Source organism: Methanococcoides vulcani (assembly GCF_900111645.1).
GTDB lineage: Archaea > Halobacteriota > Methanosarcinia > Methanosarcinales > Methanosarcinaceae > Methanococcoides > Methanococcoides vulcani.
Genome location: NZ_FOHQ01000005.1, coordinates 168,291 through 186,963 on the forward strand (window position 1 = coordinate 168,291; position 18,673 = coordinate 186,963).

The following is an 18,673-nucleotide window of genomic DNA, read 5'->3' on the forward strand; positions in this document are numbered from 1 at the left end:
CGTCCCTCTATTTTGCAATAGCATGAACTCCGATTAACTTTAATCCGATATGATATAATCCTGACGAAAGACACGTTGTAGTTTTCTTATATCATCTTCCGGAATCATTTTTATATCCGGCTTCCTGTGAACGGGATCATGGATAAAGTTATATTAACTATTAAATGCATCTGCAATTAGATAGCATGATTCGAAAATGTAAAGAGCATGGATACTTCAGAGGCGAAGTTTGTCCTGATTGCGGCAAAAGTGGCAGGTATGTACTGGATGACGAACGTGAAGAACGCCTTGGAAGGTTCGTTTCAGGTGCCTTGAGACATTTTCCGGATGATGTAGGTCTTACAATGGATAAGCAGGGTTGGGTCAACATGGACCTGCTTTGTGATCTCATGGAACGCCGCTATAGGTGGGCAAGCAGGGAGCGCCTTATATCACTTGTAGAATCTGACGTTAAGAACAGGTATGAGATAACAGGTTCCGGAATAAGGGCAAGATACGGTCATTCTGTAGATGTGGAACTGGATTATCCTGAGAATGAATTGCCTTACCTGTACTACGGTGTCAGCCAGGAAGAAGTTGACATGCTTCTTGATGCCGGTATTGCACCTCTCAGGCAGACATACGTGCATCTTAGCACAACTCTGGAAAAGGCTACGGAATCAGCATCAGTTCACACAGAGAATCCGGTTGTACTTGAGATCGATGCGGATGAGGCACAAAATGACGGTATTGAGTTCATGGCCGTTAACGATGACATCGTTCTGACCGAATCTGTACCGCCTGAATATCTGACCATTGTGGAAATTGAAGAGTGAACAAATTTGTTCATATCGCTAATATTTCCATCATATTACCCTTTTTTTGTATCTTGAACTTCACATCAAGGAACTGTTCTGTAACCCAGATGTTCGTTGTTGTATGAGATGAGATCTCTCTAACTGTGAATGAACCGCCTTTTGCGAGTCCCATATAGGGTATAAGCTGGTCCGCAAGATGTACGTCGACAGAAGACCGATTCGAAAGCTCATCCAGAAGTTCTGCAGCTGCCCGGCTACCGACCTTTTCGGCAGGTAATCCTCTTTTTCCCGGAACATATGCCCCTTTCATTCCACAGTATAATGTTATCCCACTGCCTGTGGAAGGATATTCGGCACACTCGGTGATTATGTGGCAGTCGTATCCGGCTTTTCCAATGATATCTTTTGCAGAATCTGCTTGACGCTTTGCAACATGTTCAGGAAGGTTCGAGCAGTGAGATATGCCAAGTATGTCCCCGGTTTCTTCTGTAAAGTCATGGGGTTCCGGTTCTGATGGACTGATCGTTGCATGAACAACTCCGCCACCACGGGGGTAGTATCCCCTTTTGCGAGTATCTATCTCACATCTGTACCCCATCTTTGACAGTGCTTTCAGTGTGACATTCTCAAGGTAATCAATGCTTGGAGCCCACGAAACGTCTGTGCCTCCGATAATGTTCAGCTCGATATCAGTATCAGAGTATGCTGCAGCCGGCATGATACATTGGAGCAGAAGGGCTATGCTGCCGGCGGTGCCAATATCAATAGTATAGTAACCCCCCCTCACTTCCTGTGGAGAAAAAGTGATGTTGGTAGAACCAATGCTAACCCCTTCCACAGTGGCACCACAGATAAGGGCAGCTGTTTCTATTGCCTTTACATGCTGGGCCGAAAGGCCTGGCTTTGGGCGGTTGCTGCGTATGTCAGTGATGTGCACCGCTTCCCCGGTGACTGCTGAAAGTGCCACTGATGTCCTTAATATCTGGCCGCCGCCTTCACCATAGGATCCGTCGATATGGATCATTGCCAGTTCCTCATTTAATGTTCCTCATTTAATGTTCCTCATTTAATGTTCCTCATTTAACGTTCCTCATTTTCCTGTAAGCATCCTTTACAGCATAGAAAAGAGGATCTACAACAGTGGCAACCGGTGGTGCATAGCAGGTTTCCATTGTGAGCATTTCATCTACCGTGGTCTTTTTCTTTATCATGAAGGCAAGGCTGTCGATCCGTTCCTTAACTCCGTCTTTGGCTATGACCTGTGCACCCACAAGGTATTGTTCCCTGAAAAGAAGTTTGATATGGATATCACTGCTGCCCGGATAGAAGGTCGCATGCGTTACTCCTTTAGAATAGCCTGTTACTATCCCGATGTTCTCTGTTTCTGCTTTTCTGGAAGTCAGGCCCACAGAACCGATCAGGAGATCTCCTGCAACATAAACACTGGGTCCGAGAACAGATTCCAATACGGTTCCTTTACCACAGATATTGTCTGCTATTACGGTAGCCATCCTTCTTGCCACAGGTGCCAGTTGGATCATGCTTTTCTTTCCTGTAACAAGTTCGGTAACTTCGCAGCAATCTCCACCGGCAAAGACATCAGTTGAGAACTGGTCATCGATCCGGACCTGAAGATTATCATTGACGACCAGACCACCTTTTTCCCCAATGGAAATACCTGCTTTCTTTGCAATTTCTATGTCAGGAACTATCCCGGTACTAATAATAACTACATCTGCGGGGACATTTTCTTTTGAAAGGACCACATATTCAGCCTTACTCTTCCCTTCAATGCTTTCCGGGACCTCTCCTGTGATAAGATCGACCCCTATGGAGGTAAGGTAGCCTTTAACTATCTCCGACATGTCAGTATCGATCAGTCGCGAAAGTATCGAGGAACTGCGATTGATCAGTGTGGTTCTTATGCCGCGTTTTGCAGTTCCTGCAGCTGTTTCCACCCCAATGGCACCGGCACCGATGATAACCACATTCTCAGCAGACAGGAGTGCACTTTCTATTTTCATGCCATCAGAAAGCGTTTGCAAGGTGAATACGCCGTCCATTTCAAGGAAAGCCTGCAGATGAGAAGGGATGTGATGGGTTCCACCGGTAGCAATGACCAGTTTGTCAAAACCGATATCCCTGTCCTCCAGTTTTATCTTCTTTTCGTTAAGATCTATTTCTTTTGCTTCTGTTTCCAGCAGGATATCGATTCTCATTTTATCAAAGAAATCCGGGGTTCTTACTATGAGGGAATCAAAATCATGTACCTTGCCGGAAAGCTTGAAAGGTATTCCACATTCGCTGTAGGATACATGACTGTCCTTTGAAATAACAATAACAGAAAGATCACGGCATCGTCTCACATGTGTGGCGGTTGACATTCCGGTGGCTCCTCCGCCGAGAATAACAACATCATATTTTGTAATATCTTTCATAAGATAAGTTCGACAGCCTGGTTAATAGATTTTTGTACAGAACCTGAAATAACAGATTTAGTAATGTTAAAAATGTATATAAAAAGCAACGTATAGAATAAGCAATGCAAGAATGATGTTAAGAATGTATAGAAAAAGATGAAGTTAATCGACGAGCGAGTTTGGGGAGTGGGGGGTTATTGTAGCAAAAAATAATGTGTCCCGCTCGTCTAGTGCTGCTACAATATTATTCTATATATATATGTTGGTAAGCCCTATTGTGAAGTTCTATGCAATGTATTTCTCTTATTGTAGCTCCCTTATTGTAGGATTCCTTTCTGGGAAAAATACAAGACAAAATACATTGTTTTCAAATATAAACTTTATTTGTCATGAGAACAATTTATACTGTTTTATTATAATCGTGTTGCAGAGATATTCCTTAAAGTTGAAAACCACAAGGTTATTAAACTGTAAGAACTAATTAGCCTATTGTGATCGAAGCAAGATCACGTCATAAGTAAAATTTAATTGGTTTATCAAAAATCCCATTGGGTGCTTTATCCAATGGGGGTAAGCAGATCATCAAAATATAATCTGAATCATATCATGGTCACACTATTGGGAAAATAGCTGTACCACATCACATAATACAAACGTAGGGAGTTATCTAAAGGACCAGGTTCCATTCATATCTTATTGGAATTGAACCAACCGGCATCTTAGATCTAGTATCATATTGTTCCATAACCGTTCAAACGGTTCAAGGTAAATAAATGCCGGAACGTTCACAAATAAGGCCATGGCATAGCTACATGCTGATAATGTAGTTCCTTTGCCAGCCGTTAAGCGGTCAGGTCTGTGGACTATCCGGATAGTTGATGCATTACTTGTTAGTTTGAACAAACAGGATCTCCTTAACGGGATTGCTTAAGAACAAGCATCCTAATGGTCAGGATACCAGTAGCCGATAAGTAGTTCTTCCCTTGATCTTCGAGATCCTATATTTGTGTTATGTCCGAATGATTCTGTTTTGCTGTTCTGTTACGTTCGGATACTGTCTATAAGGCAATATACCACACACAAATGGAGACTTACATATGCAAAATACTGATACAACTAAATATATCATTCATTCAAAGATCAATGCTGATGGGATAATCGAACGTCCGGATATAGTCGGGGCGATCTTTGGTCAGACCGAGGGCCTGCTGGGTTCAGACCTTGACCTGCGCGATCTGCAGAAAACAGGACGAATTGGTAGGATCGAGGTCTCAGTTGCTGCAAAAGGCGGCAAGACCAAAGGTAATATTTTCATACCATCCAGCCTTGACAGAGTTGAAACATCAATACTTGCAGCATCCCTTGAGACCATCGACAGGGTCGGTCCATGTACTGCAAAGATCGAGGTGTCACAGGTTGAAGATGTCCGTGCTACCAAGAGGAAACAGATCATAGACCGTGCAAAATACATACTTACCGACATGTTCGATGAGAACCTTCCTGAGTCACAGGAGATCGCAGATGAAGTTCGCCAGTCAGTTCGTATCGAAGAGATGCAGTACTACGGTAAGAACAAGATCCCATGTGGTCCTAATGTGATTGATTCAGATGCCATTGTGGTCGTCGAGGGCAGGGCAGATGTCCTGAACCTTTTGAGATATGGTATCAAGAATACCATTTGTGTTGGTGGGACCAATGTTCCTCCTGAAGTTGCTGAACTTACAAAGAAGAAGACAGTAACTGCATTCACAGATGGTGACCGTGGAGGAAAGCTCATCATTAAAGAGCTTTTGCAGGTTGCAGACATTGATTATATTGCACGTGCTCCTGATGGAAAGAGCGTGGAAGACCTTGTGCAGAGAGAGATCGTACGTTCCCTGAGGCAGAAGATCCCTGTGGAGCAGGCTCTTGAAAGCTATAGCATAAAGGGAGAGTCCAAGCCAGCCAAAGAAGAAAAGCCAGCTAAGACAGGCAGGATCGCACGTTTGCCAAAGCGCAAGGAAAGAGTTAAAGGTGAGCTTTCAAGGCCATCTGCAGGTGCACAGAAACTGGAGAAGAAGGCAGACCGTTCTGAGGAAGAGCCTAAACAGGTAAAACCGGCAAGACTGGTTAAGCCAGCTAAACCGGCTAAACCAGCTCAGATATCTCCACAGGCTCGCAGGTTCAAGCCTCATTCCGATGCACTTCTCGGTACTCTTGGGGCCAGGCTCCTGGATTCAAAGGATAAGGTCATTGAGGAGACCGCAGTTCGCGATCTTGTCAACACTCTCAAAGAGACCAGTGATAGCATCAAGACAGTTGTTTTTGATGGTGTAGTGACACAGCGCATCCTTGACATAGCATCAGACAAAGGTATCGAGAACCTTATAGGTGTAAAGAAAGGTAACATTGCCAAGAGTCCTGCGACCGTCAATGTTCTAACAGCATCAGATTTCTGATCTTCTAAGGGGGTTTTACCCCCTTTTACTTCTCTTTTTTCTTTTTTCCCCCTATTGTGCATTATTATTCATAAAAATTAAATCGAAAAAGCTTTATGTGATGATAAGGAAGGGCATTGCTGCGAAAAATGGTTTTATTTGAGTTTTTAGTTTATTATATTGCAGCCCGCTCTTACGCAGTGCTGTCGTATAAAAAATGAATATGGATAAAAACCATGCACAAAGATGAATTGATTCAATTGCATACATTGCTGGCTCAAATAAAGAGGCATCTGGAAACCCAGGACACTGATCATGACTTTTCTGAGTACCAGTCGCTTGCCATAAGTCCTGTGCACATCCATCGAAGCAAGGCAGAGCACAAACATGCTATATTCGTACTTGGTAACCATCTTGCATCAATAATGTCAGAAGATGAGCTTTCAGGTATTGGCAGAACCTCCGCCAGAATGCAAGAATTTGCAAAACGTACCAGCAGGAATGTTTCCGGTAGCAACAATTAAATGCTGTCGGTTAACCTGATCTCATTTTCAGGTATAAAACATATCCTTAAAGGCTAGCTTGGATGCTATTAACCCAGCATAGAGGGGAAAGCTGCTTCTTCATTATGATGCCGTTCTCTCCGTCTGAATAGTATCTCTGTTCCACCCAGCATGCTATGAACCCCAGATCCTGATATAGCGTTTTAGCTATATGGTTGCTGGCTCTTACTTCAAGGGTAGCGGACCTTAATCCCTGCTGCTGGAACACGTTCAGTATGGTCTGCATAAGCTGACTCCCGATTCCCATTCCCTGATACTCTTTCTTAACTGCCAGCGAAAAGATACGGCCTTCGTTAACTGCAGATCGATATCCCATGACAAAACCCACGATCCTGTTGTTCATGGAGACGACAAAGAACCCTTCTTTGTTCATTTCATAGAAATTCATATAGACAAAAGGATTGTGTTCTGTGAAAGCCTCCATTTCAATGTTCAGAACATCTTCAAAATCATAAGGTTCAAACTGTCTGATGATCATCATGGAATATAATATCCTTTTTCTTAAAAAGAATGTTGAAAAAAAGAAGAAAAGGACCTTAAAGATCAATCCTTAACTTGATCGGCCTTTTTTATGTGACGCAGATCAACGGCAACACCTCTTGAGGAGGCAACCATTTCTTTCCCGCTCATCATAGCACGCCCTACTCCGATCGCTTTGCTTCCTGTGACAAGGACCTCGTCCCCGGGCCGAATCTTCTCATCAGCATCAATAACACCTGGTGCAAGCAAAGAGCCTCTTGGAAGGAAATCATCGATAGTTACAGTGTAGCCTTCATAATCGTCTGATGCGGCAAGCAGACGGGTGCCATCGATAGTAAGTGCTATTGTTCCATATTGTGGTATGAGGGTAGCTATCTGTTTCTTATCGATGAACACCTGGTGTTTGGGGAATGGTGCCTTTATCTTTGATTTGTCAGGAACAAGCAACTTTCCCGCACCAGGACCGAACTGGTAGTCTGCAATAGCGCGCATCAGGTCGCTTCTTGGTTTGTTCTGTCCAAATTCTCCTTCTGCGACTATGCCGGATATGGTGTTCTTGAGGTTGTCAAGGGACTCGTAGGAGGTCACACTGCCCGAGCTTGTATAGACGATCTCAATACCAAGCTCCTTTGAAACGATCTCACAGATCTCCCTGTATGCTTCTTCCACATGGGCTATTATATGTGAATACTTGTTTTTGGAAAGATATTCAGAGAGACACGATGCTACCCATTTTATCTCTTCAGCATCCCAGTACCCGGTCACAACGGTGTCATAATGGGATGCAGGATAGGTAAGTTCGAGCTCCCTTGGTACGACCCCAAGCGGAGATGTGATTATTACTTCATGGACGTATCTGCGGTTCCTGCCCAGTGATCTTATGAACTTGCTATGTGAGTTCGAGATCGAATATGGCTTTTTGGCAGAGCAGGGCAACAGCACCAGAATATCGGTTTCAGGAGGGGTATATCTTTCCTGTATCCTTCTGGCAAAGCGAACGACCTCAGGTCTGGTCATTGATTCGGAAGTTGTTGCAAGCAACTGGTTGGAACGTGCAAGGGGCGCATGCTCTTCCATGTAACCATACTGGGTATCGAAAAGTCTCAGGAGTCCTGCAAGCCAGGGTTCTACACGGCACTGGCCTTCCACGTATTCACGCAGGTTGCCTGCGCGTACCCTCTCTCTTGCCAGGGCGACCTCTGCTTCAAGCATGTTGCAGTTGTGCTTTGTTAATATCTCAGCACGTTCTGCTTTTGGCATTTCCTTGAGTTCTTCCAGTGTTATGGGAGCACAGGCGTCACATCTGCATGGAAGTTCGGCCATAGAGTCGACAAAGTAACTTCCTGATGTGTTAAGATAAATGTCATTGTACCCGGCCACAATGGCGCGGGTGTTGTCCATGATATCGATACCAAGGTAGATCAGCATGGCAGCATTTGCAGGTGTGCACAGGTTGGGGACATAGAGAGCAGTATCAGGTGCTATTGTTTCCCGGATCTCAATTATCCTTTGCATGAACTTCCTGGCATTGCCCTGGAAGGAACCTGCTCCTTCCATAATGTAAAGGTCCGCTTTCTTTACATCCTGACCATGTCGGTAAATGCGGCCTACAGGACCTGTAGCTTCCATTTCGATCTTCTTTGCAATTGTCTCTGCAACATCATCCGGCACATCGGGTGTGAGGTCCTGGTGCGGCAAAATGAGGATCGCATCATCACCGGAAAGCTCGCGTATCTTACGGATATTTTCCATGGCCTCTTCTGCAGAAAGGTCCCACATGGACCCGGCATCTGCAAAAGGACCTGTTGGATCGTTAAGTGATACCGTGTCAATTATGTGTGGTGTCCTGATAGGTGTTGAAAGGAGAATTTTTCCAATACGGGCAGCACCATCCCGCTGTTCTACCTCAAAATATGATGTCATGTTTCCCTAATATGCTTAAGGTAGATGTAAATCTTTTCTACCGAATTTGTTTGAAATACCCAAACGTTTATTTTCAAAAAGGTTGCAGGGTATGTTAATGCTCAAGAAACAACTGGAAGCCATTGTTGGGGAGAAAAATGTCTCAACAAGGTCCTCAGAGCTTTATTGTTATTCTTTTGATGCTTCCCAGGCAAAAGGAGATCCTGATGCAGTTATCCGACCTCACGATTCCGGGCAGGTTGCAGCGGTTGTCAGGCTGGCGGGTGAGCTTGGGCTGCCTGTGGTCGCAAGGGGTGCAGGTTCCGGTCTTTGTGGAGGCGCTGTTCCCGTAAATGGTGGTATTGTACTTGACATGTCGTCAATGGACCAAATTATTGAAATTGATATTGATGATCTCCAGGTAACTGTGGAGCCGGGAGTTGTACATGAGAAACTGAACCAGGCACTTTCTCCCTATGGTTTTTTCTTTCCGCCGGATCCCGGAAGCACTGCCATGTGTACCATTGGTGGACTGATGGCGAACAACGGAAGCGGGATGCGTTCTGTAAAATATGGTACAACAAGGAACTATGTGCTTGACCTTGAGGTCGTTATGGCAGACGGAAAGATAGTTCGGACAGGTTCAAGGACACTCAAGACCGCATCCGGATACGATCTGACCGACCTTATGATCGGTTCGGAAGGGACACTTGGAATTATCACTCAGGCAGTGCTCAGGATACATCCGCTTCCCAGGGCTCGAAGTGTGATACTGGCTTCTTTTGATAATACCGCCCTTGCTGGCAAAACAGTGGTAAAGATACTGTCAGCAGGAATTATCCCCTCTGCATGTGAGATCCTTGATAGCACTGCGATCGAGACTGTCCGCAGATATGATCCGACTGTGGAGCTTCCTGATGCAGGGGCAATTCTGCTGATAGAAGTGGATGGGATGCAGAATGCTGTGAAGGAAGAGGCAGATGCTGTCGGTAAGGTATGTTCTGAACTGGCTTCTGGAATAAAGGTCGCTTCAACTGCAGATGAAAGTGCACGTCTCTGGAATGCGCGCAGGCTTGTGGGTGCTGCCATATCCCGAATAGATCCAAAACGCACCCGCGTTTATGTTGGAGAGGACATCGGGGTTCCAATAAAGGAGCTTCCCGGAATGCTGGAATATGTCCGTTCATTGTCAGAGGAGTTCAATATCCCGATAATGACCTATGGGCACATTGGTGACGGGAACCTTCACACAGGTATGACCATCGATATGCTGGATGAAAATGGGATGGAGCGGGTCAACACTGTGGCTGACCGGATATACAGGCGTGTTATCGATGTTGGTGGTACTGTGAGTGCTGAACATGGGGTGGGAAAGGCGCGCGAGAGCTATATGGAGCTGGAACACCCCACATCGATGTATGTGATGCGACAGATCAAGAAGGCGCTTGATCCTCATGGGATATTGAATCCGGGAAAGATGGGGTTGTGATGATGGAGGATGAGCAGTTAAGGTCCATATTGAAATGTGTGCGTTGCGGAACGTGTCGCTCGGTATGTCCTATATTTGAAGAGCTCGGATGGGAATCTTTCAGCACCAGGGGCCGCATGATGATCGCAAAAGGGATCTCTGAGGGGATGGACCTTGATGAGAGCATTATTGATAGCATCAATACCTGCACGACATGTGGTATATGTGAGGAGATGTGTCCTGCAGGAGCAATACCTCCTGATGTTTTTGAAAATATACGGCATGAAATTGTAGAAATGGGCAAGGAGACAGAGTCCCAGAAGGACCTACGTGAGAACACGCTTTCCACAGGTAACCCGATGAATGAAACACATCCAAGGCTCGAATGGCTTATGGAACAGCGTGATGTGCCGGATCATGCTGAGAACGTGTATTTTGTTGGTTGCCTTGGATCTTATCGCTATCAGGAAACCGTACTTAGGACATACGACCTGATCAGCGATCTCGATGTGACAGTGCTTCCTGATGAGGTCTGTTGCGGTTCCCCGCTTTTGAGAACAGGGTCTGATGCAGGTGAGTTGATAGCACATAATGTCAGGCAGATGGAAGAGGTGGGTGCCCATACCATGATCGCCAGTTGCGCAGGCTGCTATAATACTCTCAAAAATGACTACCCTGACAGGTTCAGGGTTGTTCATATCACGGAATTCTTGGCAGAGAACCTGGATAAATTAGAACTTGAAAGGCTTGATATCACTGTAACATATCATGACCCATGCCACCTTGGAAGGGCAAACAGGATATTTGATGCACCAAGAAAATTAATAACCGCTGTCTGTGAACTCAGGGAAATGAGAACATCCAAGGAGAATGCGAGGTGCTGTGGTGGAGGTGGAGGTGTTCGCAAAGGTTATCCTGAACTCTCAAAAGCGCTTACAGAAAAGAGAGTTGCAGAAGTTCCTGAAGGCGTGGATTACATTGTGACGTGTTGCCCACTATGCCGTACCAATATGGCACCATTTAGTGAAATTCCGGTGATCGATCTTTTGGATCTTCTGACATGGGCGCAAAAAAAAGAATAGATAATTAAAGAGTAAAAAGTTAGAGTATGAGAAATTGAAGTGATATGCCGGTGTTTGTTATTCGAGTTAAGGTCCTGTGATCAGGGATCTTGCTTTATTCATTGATAGTTTTCTCACTTTCAAAAGCTGGTAACCGGACATGGATCTCAGTTCCATTCCCTATTTCACTATCGATCCCAATATCGCCTTTGTGTGCGCTTATGATCTTTTTACAGATGATCAGGCCGTAATCCCGGTTAGTGCAACAGATGTCACTTTCACTTGCATCTTCCGGAATATCGGTACAAAACTGGGAAAGAATATCGTTTGGAATTCCCGGTCCTGCATCTCGTACAATAATATGCACAATTCCATTCTCTTCTGAAGCTGACAGCGATACAGTTTCCCCTGCAGGAGTGAATTTAATTGCATTGTCAAGCAGGTGTATTAGCACAGATTCGATATATTTGCTGTTGCCTTTTACTATTGGTAATTTTTCAGCTATCTCTTTTTTGAATTCAATACCTTTATGCTCTATGTTGGAGAGCATACCGGCAGTTATGCTTTCCAGCATCTCTTTGAGGTCTATGAGGCTAAATGTATATTTTATAGTCTCATTTTGCATGTCGCTGACATAGAACAGTGATTCTATCAAATGTCGAAGACGTTCTGAGTTATGGACAACGGTTTTCATTGTCTTCTTTTGATGTTCGTTCAACTCACCCAGACGCTCATTGTATAGAAGTTCACTAAATCCTTTTATCGATATCAGAGGAGTTCGAAGTTCATGGTTGATGTTTGCCAGGAACTCATCCTTCATCTTATGTGAAAGCCGAAGTTTCTCATTTGCCTTTGTGAGTTCTTCTTCCATGTTCGTTCTTTCGGTGTTGTCCTCACCTGATCGGATCATGCCAATGATCTTTCCTTCCTCATCTTTTAGGATCACATCGTGCCAGAGTATCAGCTTTTTTTCTGTGGTTCCGTCACTGTTTCTGGTCAATAACGGAAGTTCGTGGAATTCAGGCAGTTCCCTCTTGCCTTCAAGTATACGGAACAGTTCCTTTTCCTGTATCTCCTTTGTATCTTCCGGGAAAAGATCGGTCCAGCTTTTTCCCATAAGGTCCTCTTTCTTCCATCCCAGCACATTACAGGCTTTCTTATTGGCGAAAGTAACGCTTGCATCTTTATCAAGTATTATTATGATGGAACCGATAACATCAAGGTACTGGCAGGCCTGATTACGTTCTTTGACAACTTTATCCTGCAAACGCTTGATCTTTAACAAAGCTTTCACACGTGTGGAGATTTCCAGATAGCTTACCGGTTTGTTAACGAAATCATCAGCTCCTTCTTCAAGGCTTTTTATCTTTTCATCCTTTTCATCGGGAGTTGTGACAATAACTATTGGTATGAGCTTTGTCCTTTCGTCGTTCTTTAGTGTCCTACAGATCTCATGGGCAGCAATGTCTGTTATCATGTTATCAAGCAGGATAAGGTCCGGTTCATCATCAATGGCTTTTTGAAGCCCTTCGGTTCCGGAATATGATCTGATCATGTCGTATTCTGAGACAAGAATGGATTCCAGAACTTCGACATTGCGGTCCTCGTTGTCGATGATGAGTATCTTTGACCTTTCTTTCTGGTTCATTTCCTTCTCCATGAAAATTATAACAGATCCTCGAAACGATAATGAAAATGGAACTTTGTGTGCGCTACACTTTTTTGATATTTTAAACAGCAGTAAAGGCACATTTGCTATTTCCTTACCCTTTCAAGTATTACCGATTATCCTTATGTTATAAAATCTTTCATCTTTTTGTATATGATGATGTTTTCTTTTCTTTCCTTTTCTTGATATGAGACAGTTCCATGTATTTCCGATAAGGTCCTGTCGACCTGCCTGTTTGAGACCTTCGTATACAAGACTCTGGTTGCGCGGGTCACGATAGTGCATCATAGCACGTTGTATGTTCTTTTCCCTTCGTGATGTAGCTACATATACCTTCTTCCCTGTAAAGGGGTCCAGCCCTGTGTGGAACATGCAGGTGGCAGCTGTCATAGGTGTTGGTGTGAAGTCCTGCACCTGCTCAGTATACCTGTTCGTTTCTTTGATATACTCTGCCAGTTCGATCATATCTTCCATGGTGCAGGCAGGGTGCCCTGACATGAGAAATGTTACGAGATACTGGTCTTTGTTAAGCTTCTTGTTCGTCTTCTCAAAGATATCGGCAAATTCCTCGAAAACCTCTCTTCCAGGTTTTTTCATGCAGTCGGTGACCTCTTTTGAATAGTGCTCAGGAGCGATCTTCAGCTGACCACTGATATGATGTTCACATAGCTCTTCGATATATTCGGGATCAAGGAGTGCAAGGTCGTAGCGTACACCGTAACTTACAAAGACGTTCTTTACCTCCGGGATCTCCCGAAGGCGGCGTAACATCTCTATGTTCTCTTTGTGGGATGTGTCCATGGAAGGGCAGGGTTCCGGGTACAGGCAGAGCTTATCCTTGCATGCTCCACTCTTTTCCCATTTCTTGCATTTCATGGCGTACATGTTGGCGCTGGGACCTCCAACTCCGATTATATTGCCTTTGAATCCTTTTAGTTTCGTAAGCAAGTGTGCCTCATGCACTATGGAACCGATGCTTCGGCTTGAGACGGTACGCCCTTGGTGCTGGGTTATGGCGCAGAAAGAGCAGCTTCCAAAGCAACCCCTGTGAGTGGTAATGGAGAATTTAACAGTTTCCAGTGCCGGCACTTTTTCCTTGTAAGAGGGATGTTCTTCCCTTGTGTAAGGCAACTCGTAGACATGGTCAAGTTCTTCCTGGGAAAGCTGCCTCATCGGAGGGTTCTGGATGATGGTCGTTTTTGGATGGGGTTGTATTAGTGCTATGCCTCTGACAGGGTCCTGCTGTTCATACATCAGTTTGAATGCTTTTGCATAGAGCTGCTTGTCAGATGATATTTCTGTGTAGGAGGGAAGCTCCACGTAAGGGAAAGTGCTATCCGCATTTGCTTTCATTTCTTTCCACTTTTTCACTTCCAGCTTCCAGGCGGTTCCCCTGATATCCCTTATGCTACTGATATCTTCGCCTGCATCAAGCCTGCGGGCAATTTCTGCGGTCTGCAATTCTCCCATTCCATAGACCAGCAGGTCTGCAGGGGCATCTGCAAGTATGGATTGCCTTACTTTGTCGGACCAGTAGTCATATTCTGCAAAACGGCGAAGGGATGCCTCAATACCTCCTATCACGATCGGTACGTCAGGGTAGGCTTCCTTTATTCTGTTGGAATATACGACGGTTGTGCGATTCGGACGCAGTCCGGTTTTGCCGCCGGGGGAGTACAGGTCCTTTGGCCGGGGCTTGAGTGCAGGTGTGTAATTGCTGACCATTGAGTCAGTGTTGCCTGCAGCTACTGCGAAAAAGAGGCGTGGTCTGCCAAGTTTCATGAAATCATCAGTATTATCCCATTCTGGCTGGGCGATGATCCCAACTCTAAAACCGGCATCCTCGAGAACACGACCTATTATTGTTGCACCAAAACCGGGATGGTCTACGTATGCATCCCCGGTCACGATGATAATATCAAGCTCATCCCATCCGCGTCTTTTGCACTCTTTGCGGTCCATGGGGAGGAATTTCGACTCATCAGAGCCCCTTTGTTTACGTTTTTTTCCTGACATGATCTTTCTCTTTATCGGAATGTTTTTGACATCTGCAGGGACAGACGTATCTGTTCGTTCACGTCTTCACTGGTTACAGGCCCGTGTCCGGGGTAGAGGGTTATGACATCCAGTTCGGTAAGCTTTTCGATAGATCTTGAAAGGTCTTCTATGTTCCCTCCTGCAAAATCAGTACGACCAATACCTCCGTTAGGGAACACGGTGTCTCCTGAAAAGAGTCCTTTGGAATAAGGTTCGTAGAGGCTGATACCACCTGGAGTATGTCCCGGTGTATGGATCACTTGAAGTGCTTCGGTATCACTTATCCGGACGATGTCACCGTTCTCATATAGTATATCCGGTTCAAAGTTTGGTGCCGGGGATGAGAATAACATGGATGCGCTTGTTTCTTCACTTTTCAAAGATGAGGCATCGTCTTTGTGTATCGCGATGGGTGCATCACAGAGCTCGGCTACAGGTTTTGCAGCTGCACTGTGATCGAAATGACCATGGGTGAGGATGATAAGGTCGATGTTCCTGGGGTCGGTCAGTTCTTCCAGCTTTTCGACAAGCTTCTTCATATCCATTCCCGGGTCGATGAGTATCTTTCCATTGATAAGGTATGAATTGGATGCATATGGCGATGTGTTGATCCTCTGAACTTTCATTATCTGTCTCCTTTTGTGACCTTAAAGACCAAATACACTTCTTGTATTTTTAAGGGTTGCCTTTGCAATTGTTCCTTCCTCAATTCCCTTTGCTTCTGCAATTACTGGAAGTATGTCCAAGACAAATGCAGGTTCATTGCGTCCCTTTCTGGGGGATAGGTATGGGCTGTCGGTTTCGATCAGGATTCTGTCCAGTGGGACATTTTCGGCTATGGACCTGTGATGATCTGAAAAACATACGATCGTGGGGATTGAGATGTAGTATCCGGCATCTGTTATCATATTGGCGGTCTCTACTGAACCTCCGTAGCAATGGAAGATGACCTTATCAAGGTCCCGGACCATCTCGAAAGAATCTTCTTCGGCTTCCCTTCCATGGATCACGAGGGGTTTATCGTAACTGTCTGCTATCTCGATGACCTTTCGGAAGTATTCTTTCTGGTGTTCCCTTTCCTTGCTGTCCTTATAATAGTGGTAATCAAGCCCTGCTTCGCCGATACCAACGCTTTCCGCGGCGTCCTGTTCAAGCTGGAGTAGGATCTCATCGGCGATTTCATTACCGTAATGAGAAACAACAAGTGGGCTCAGGCCTATTGTGGGATGAATAAAATCGTATTCTTTTGCAAGTGCGAGTGTTGAAAGGTTTGTTTTAAGGTCAATACCTGAATTGACCATTTCAACAACACCCGCATTGCGTGCTCGTTCAATTACTTCTTCACGGTCACGATTGAATTTCTGAAAATCCAGGTGACAGTGTGAATCTATGACCTCTTGCATGCTCCTTATGTTTTAAGGAGCATGTTAATAGCTGTTACGAGCGCTTCTACCGAGGCCAGGACAATATCCACATTTGCTGCGCGGGCTGTGACTATTCTGCCTTTTTCGTCCTGTACACCGATAATGACTTCTGCCAGTGCATCTGCACCGCCGGTCACGGCTTCTATTCTGAAGTCATGTATGCTTACGTTTGTTGCATGTTTTCCGATGAGGGTCTCAACGGCTTTCAGGGCTGCATCCACAGGTCCGACACCTACGTCGGATGTGATGCGCTCGGTTCCGTTGACCAGTGCCTTTACAACAGCTGTGGATGTGATGACGTTTCCTGTCATCACGCTCACCTCTTTGAGGTCGATGGTTGGCATTCCTTCCGGTTTACCAAGGATATCGAATGCTATTGCATAAAGGTCGGCATCGGTTATGCGTTTGCCTTTGTCTGCAAGCAGTTTCACCTTATCGATGATGGCATCGAGCTGTTCATCGGAAGGCTGGATGTTCGCAGATTGAAGTGATCTGAGAACTGCATGCTTGCCTGCGTGTTTTCCGAGTACTATCCTGCGTGTGTGACCAACCATTTCCGGTGTCATGATGCCGGGTTCGAATGTATCGGAGTTTTCAAGGACGCCGTGTGTGTGTATGCCTGATTCATGGGCAAATGCGTTCTCTCCGACGACCGGCATGTGCGGTGGGATGGTGACTGCTGTGCAGCGTTCTACCATGCGCGCAGTTTCAACGATGTATTCGGTGTTGATGTTCGTCTTTGCACCATAGATGGAACACAAGCTCATTACTGTCTCCGCAAGATCGGCATTCCCTGCACGCTCTCCAAGTCCGTTGACCGTGACCTGTGCCTGGCTTGCACCGGCTTCTATGGCCATTAGACTGTTTGCTACGGCAAGTCCGAAGTCATTGTGGCAGTGAGTGTCGATAGGGATGTTGATCTCCTTGTCCAGTTCACTTATGAGGCGATACATGCCTGATGGAGCGATCACTCCCACTGTATCAGGAACGTTGATGATGTCACATCCGGCATCTTCTACTGCTTTGTAGACCTCTACCAGATAGTCCATATCTGTTCGGGTAGCGTCCATTGCAGAGAACATGCAGCGCATGCCGTGGTCCTTGATGTACTGTACGGCATTGGTTGCCATTTCAACAACTTCTTCACGGCTTTTCTTGATGGTATGTATCCTCTGGATGTCAGAGGTGGAGACGAATGTGTGTATCATTCCTACGTCTGCTTTGATACAGGCATCAAGGTCCTTTGTGAGGACACGTGCAAGTCCGCATACTTCTGATGTGAGGCCCGCGGTTGCGATATTGTGCACGGATTCCATATCGCCTGCGGAGGCTATTGGGAATCCTGCCTCGATAGTATCCACTCCAAGCTTTGCAAGCTGATGAGCGATCTCTATTTTTTGCTCAGGGGTAAGGGATACACCGGGGGTTTGTTCGCCGTCACGAAGGGTCGTGTCAAAAATGCTTATCTTTCGGTCTCGAATCGGTTTATCGCCGTAAAAAGCGATCCCTCAGTTGTGTAGTTGTATCCATAATAATCATATAAACTACACGATTAATGGTATAAATAGGAACTGGTGGCTGTTAGTCCTTTAAAAGGTCAATGGGCGTCATGTCAAGGTAAACGACCTCTCCGGTATGGGCATTAATCCCTACTTTGGGCTCCATTTCTATCCCGTCATTGATGGTATACCATTGAAGATCCTTCTATAGTATACTTCGTAGGTATCAGGTGGGTTGTATTGTATACTATGGATTATCAGGCTATTTTCCCATTTTTTGCTTGTAATGTATTCATTGGCTATTTCTGTAGCTTCTTTGGGGATGTGTAATGTAATATATATTGCATCCCGGTAAAGGTCACGGCACAGCAGCGTTCCAGAAGGTCTGTCAGGGTAACTATTACGACCAGTTCCGTGTGAAGGAAAACTCTGCTAATTTTCATCATTACTGTCTACTGATGCTCATTTCGCTTCATTTTTACTTATGTTCAGGACATCTGTAAAAAGCCACGTAATGGAAATAATTTTACGATATGTTCTGTCAGGAATGGCTTATATTTGCATCTAATATATACCCGTGTCACACATTGACACACAACGTATAAATACAAGGCTACTGTTGTAGGGGTGCTCTCAGTGAGCTGGTCGCTGTCGATTCTGACACGATCTATTGAGAGTTTGAAAAACGTCATACATTTCATGTATATCGACACATTGTCCAAAAATGTGTCAAAACCTTCCGGCTCGGAAGGTATATATGCGATGGAATGTATCAAGAGAATCCCGCACAACGTGTGTGGAATTTCAATCACCTCCATATCAGAATCATTAGTGGAGACCGGAGCTTTTCCGGTCTGACGTTGAATGTGGCAGTTCGGTTAATTCTGACTGATAGTGACTTTATCTATCAATGAATTAACCAACTATTGTGCATAG

At 45.1% G+C, this 18,673-nt stretch carries 14 protein-coding genes; 5 read left to right on the forward strand and 9 right to left on the reverse strand.

Going from position 1 to position 18,673, the window contains the following annotated elements; all coding sequences use genetic code 11:
• The first annotated feature begins 185 nt into the window (after positions 1 to 185).
• Positions 186 to 815 carry an RNA 2'-phosphotransferase gene (locus BMX02_RS08735; RefSeq protein WP_091690300.1) on the forward strand — a complete coding sequence of 210 codons (630 nt, stop codon included), beginning with the start codon at positions 186 to 188 and terminating at the stop codon, positions 813 to 815.
• A 10-nt stretch (positions 816 to 825) separates the two neighbouring features.
• Here the strand turns inward: BMX02_RS08735 and rtcA are convergent, their stop codons facing one another.
• Both rtcA and BMX02_RS08745 read right to left on the reverse strand, forming a co-directional pair.
• The gene (rtcA, locus tag BMX02_RS08740; protein ID WP_091690301.1) at positions 826 to 1,821 is read right to left on the reverse strand and encodes an RNA 3'-terminal phosphate cyclase; all 996 of its coding nucleotides are present in this window, start codon (positions 1,819 to 1,821) and stop codon (positions 826 to 828) included.
• A 52-nt stretch (positions 1,822 to 1,873) separates the two neighbouring features.
• Complete coding sequence (locus BMX02_RS08745) at positions 1,874 to 3,235, reverse strand: FAD-dependent oxidoreductase (protein WP_091690302.1); 1,362 nt, start codon at positions 3,233 to 3,235, stop codon at positions 1,874 to 1,876.
• Between the two features lie 1,079 nt (positions 3,236 to 4,314).
• On the opposite strand from BMX02_RS08745, the gene dnaG reads away from it, so the two are divergent.
• On the forward strand, positions 4,315 to 5,655 hold the full coding sequence (gene dnaG, locus BMX02_RS08750) for a DNA primase DnaG (RefSeq protein ID WP_091690303.1): 1,341 nt from the start codon (positions 4,315 to 4,317) through the stop codon (positions 5,653 to 5,655).
• A 215-nt stretch (positions 5,656 to 5,870) separates the two neighbouring features.
• A complete protein-coding gene (locus BMX02_RS08755) occupies positions 5,871 to 6,158 on the forward strand; it encodes a UPF0058 family protein (protein WP_091690304.1) in 288 nt (95 codons plus the stop codon).
• A gap of 46 nt (positions 6,159 to 6,204) precedes the next feature.
• Here BMX02_RS08755 and rimI read toward each other — a convergent pair whose 3' ends face one another.
• Complete coding sequence (gene rimI, locus BMX02_RS08760; protein WP_244625226.1) at positions 6,205 to 6,678, reverse strand: ribosomal protein S18-alanine N-acetyltransferase; 474 nt, start codon at positions 6,676 to 6,678, stop codon at positions 6,205 to 6,207.
• Between the two features lie 62 nt (positions 6,679 to 6,740).
• Entirely contained in the window at positions 6,741 to 8,600 is a 1,860-nt protein-coding gene (arcS, locus tag BMX02_RS08765; RefSeq protein WP_091690305.1) for an archaeosine synthase subunit alpha, read from the reverse strand.
• 97 nt (positions 8,601 to 8,697) lie between these two features.
• Between arcS and BMX02_RS08770 the strand changes: the two genes are divergently transcribed.
• Positions 8,698 to 10,068 carry an FAD-binding oxidoreductase gene (locus BMX02_RS08770; protein WP_091690306.1) on the forward strand — a complete coding sequence of 457 codons (1,371 nt, stop codon included), beginning with the start codon at positions 8,698 to 8,700 and terminating at the stop codon, positions 10,066 to 10,068.
• Positions 10,068 to 11,129, forward strand: a complete 1,062-nt coding sequence (locus BMX02_RS08775) for a (Fe-S)-binding protein (RefSeq protein WP_091690307.1) — start codon at positions 10,068 to 10,070, stop codon at positions 11,127 to 11,129. Before BMX02_RS08770 ends, BMX02_RS08775 begins: the two co-directional genes overlap by 1 nt.
• Before the next feature lie 94 nt (positions 11,130 to 11,223).
• Here BMX02_RS08775 and BMX02_RS08780 read toward each other — a convergent pair whose 3' ends face one another.
• From BMX02_RS08780 to BMX02_RS08800, 5 genes are all read right to left on the reverse strand, one after another.
• The gene (locus tag BMX02_RS08780) at positions 11,224 to 12,756 is read right to left on the reverse strand and encodes a sensor histidine kinase (RefSeq protein WP_167879322.1); all 1,533 of its coding nucleotides are present in this window, start codon (positions 12,754 to 12,756) and stop codon (positions 11,224 to 11,226) included.
• 123 nt (positions 12,757 to 12,879) lie between these two features.
• Positions 12,880 to 14,793 carry a YgiQ family radical SAM protein gene (locus BMX02_RS08785; RefSeq protein WP_091690309.1) on the reverse strand — a complete coding sequence of 638 codons (1,914 nt, stop codon included), beginning with the start codon at positions 14,791 to 14,793 and terminating at the stop codon, positions 12,880 to 12,882.
• Between the two features lie 11 nt (positions 14,794 to 14,804).
• The gene (locus tag BMX02_RS08790) at positions 14,805 to 15,440 is read right to left on the reverse strand and encodes an MBL fold metallo-hydrolase (RefSeq protein WP_091690310.1); all 636 of its coding nucleotides are present in this window, start codon (positions 15,438 to 15,440) and stop codon (positions 14,805 to 14,807) included.
• 21 nt (positions 15,441 to 15,461) lie between these two features.
• On the reverse strand, positions 15,462 to 16,217 hold the full coding sequence (locus BMX02_RS08795) for a TatD family hydrolase (RefSeq protein WP_091690311.1): 756 nt from the start codon (positions 16,215 to 16,217) through the stop codon (positions 15,462 to 15,464).
• A 5-nt stretch (positions 16,218 to 16,222) separates the two neighbouring features.
• Positions 16,223 to 17,719 carry a 2-isopropylmalate synthase gene (locus BMX02_RS08800; protein ID WP_091690312.1) on the reverse strand — a complete coding sequence of 499 codons (1,497 nt, stop codon included), beginning with the start codon at positions 17,717 to 17,719 and terminating at the stop codon, positions 16,223 to 16,225.
• Positions 17,720 to 18,673: the final 954 nt, after the last annotated feature.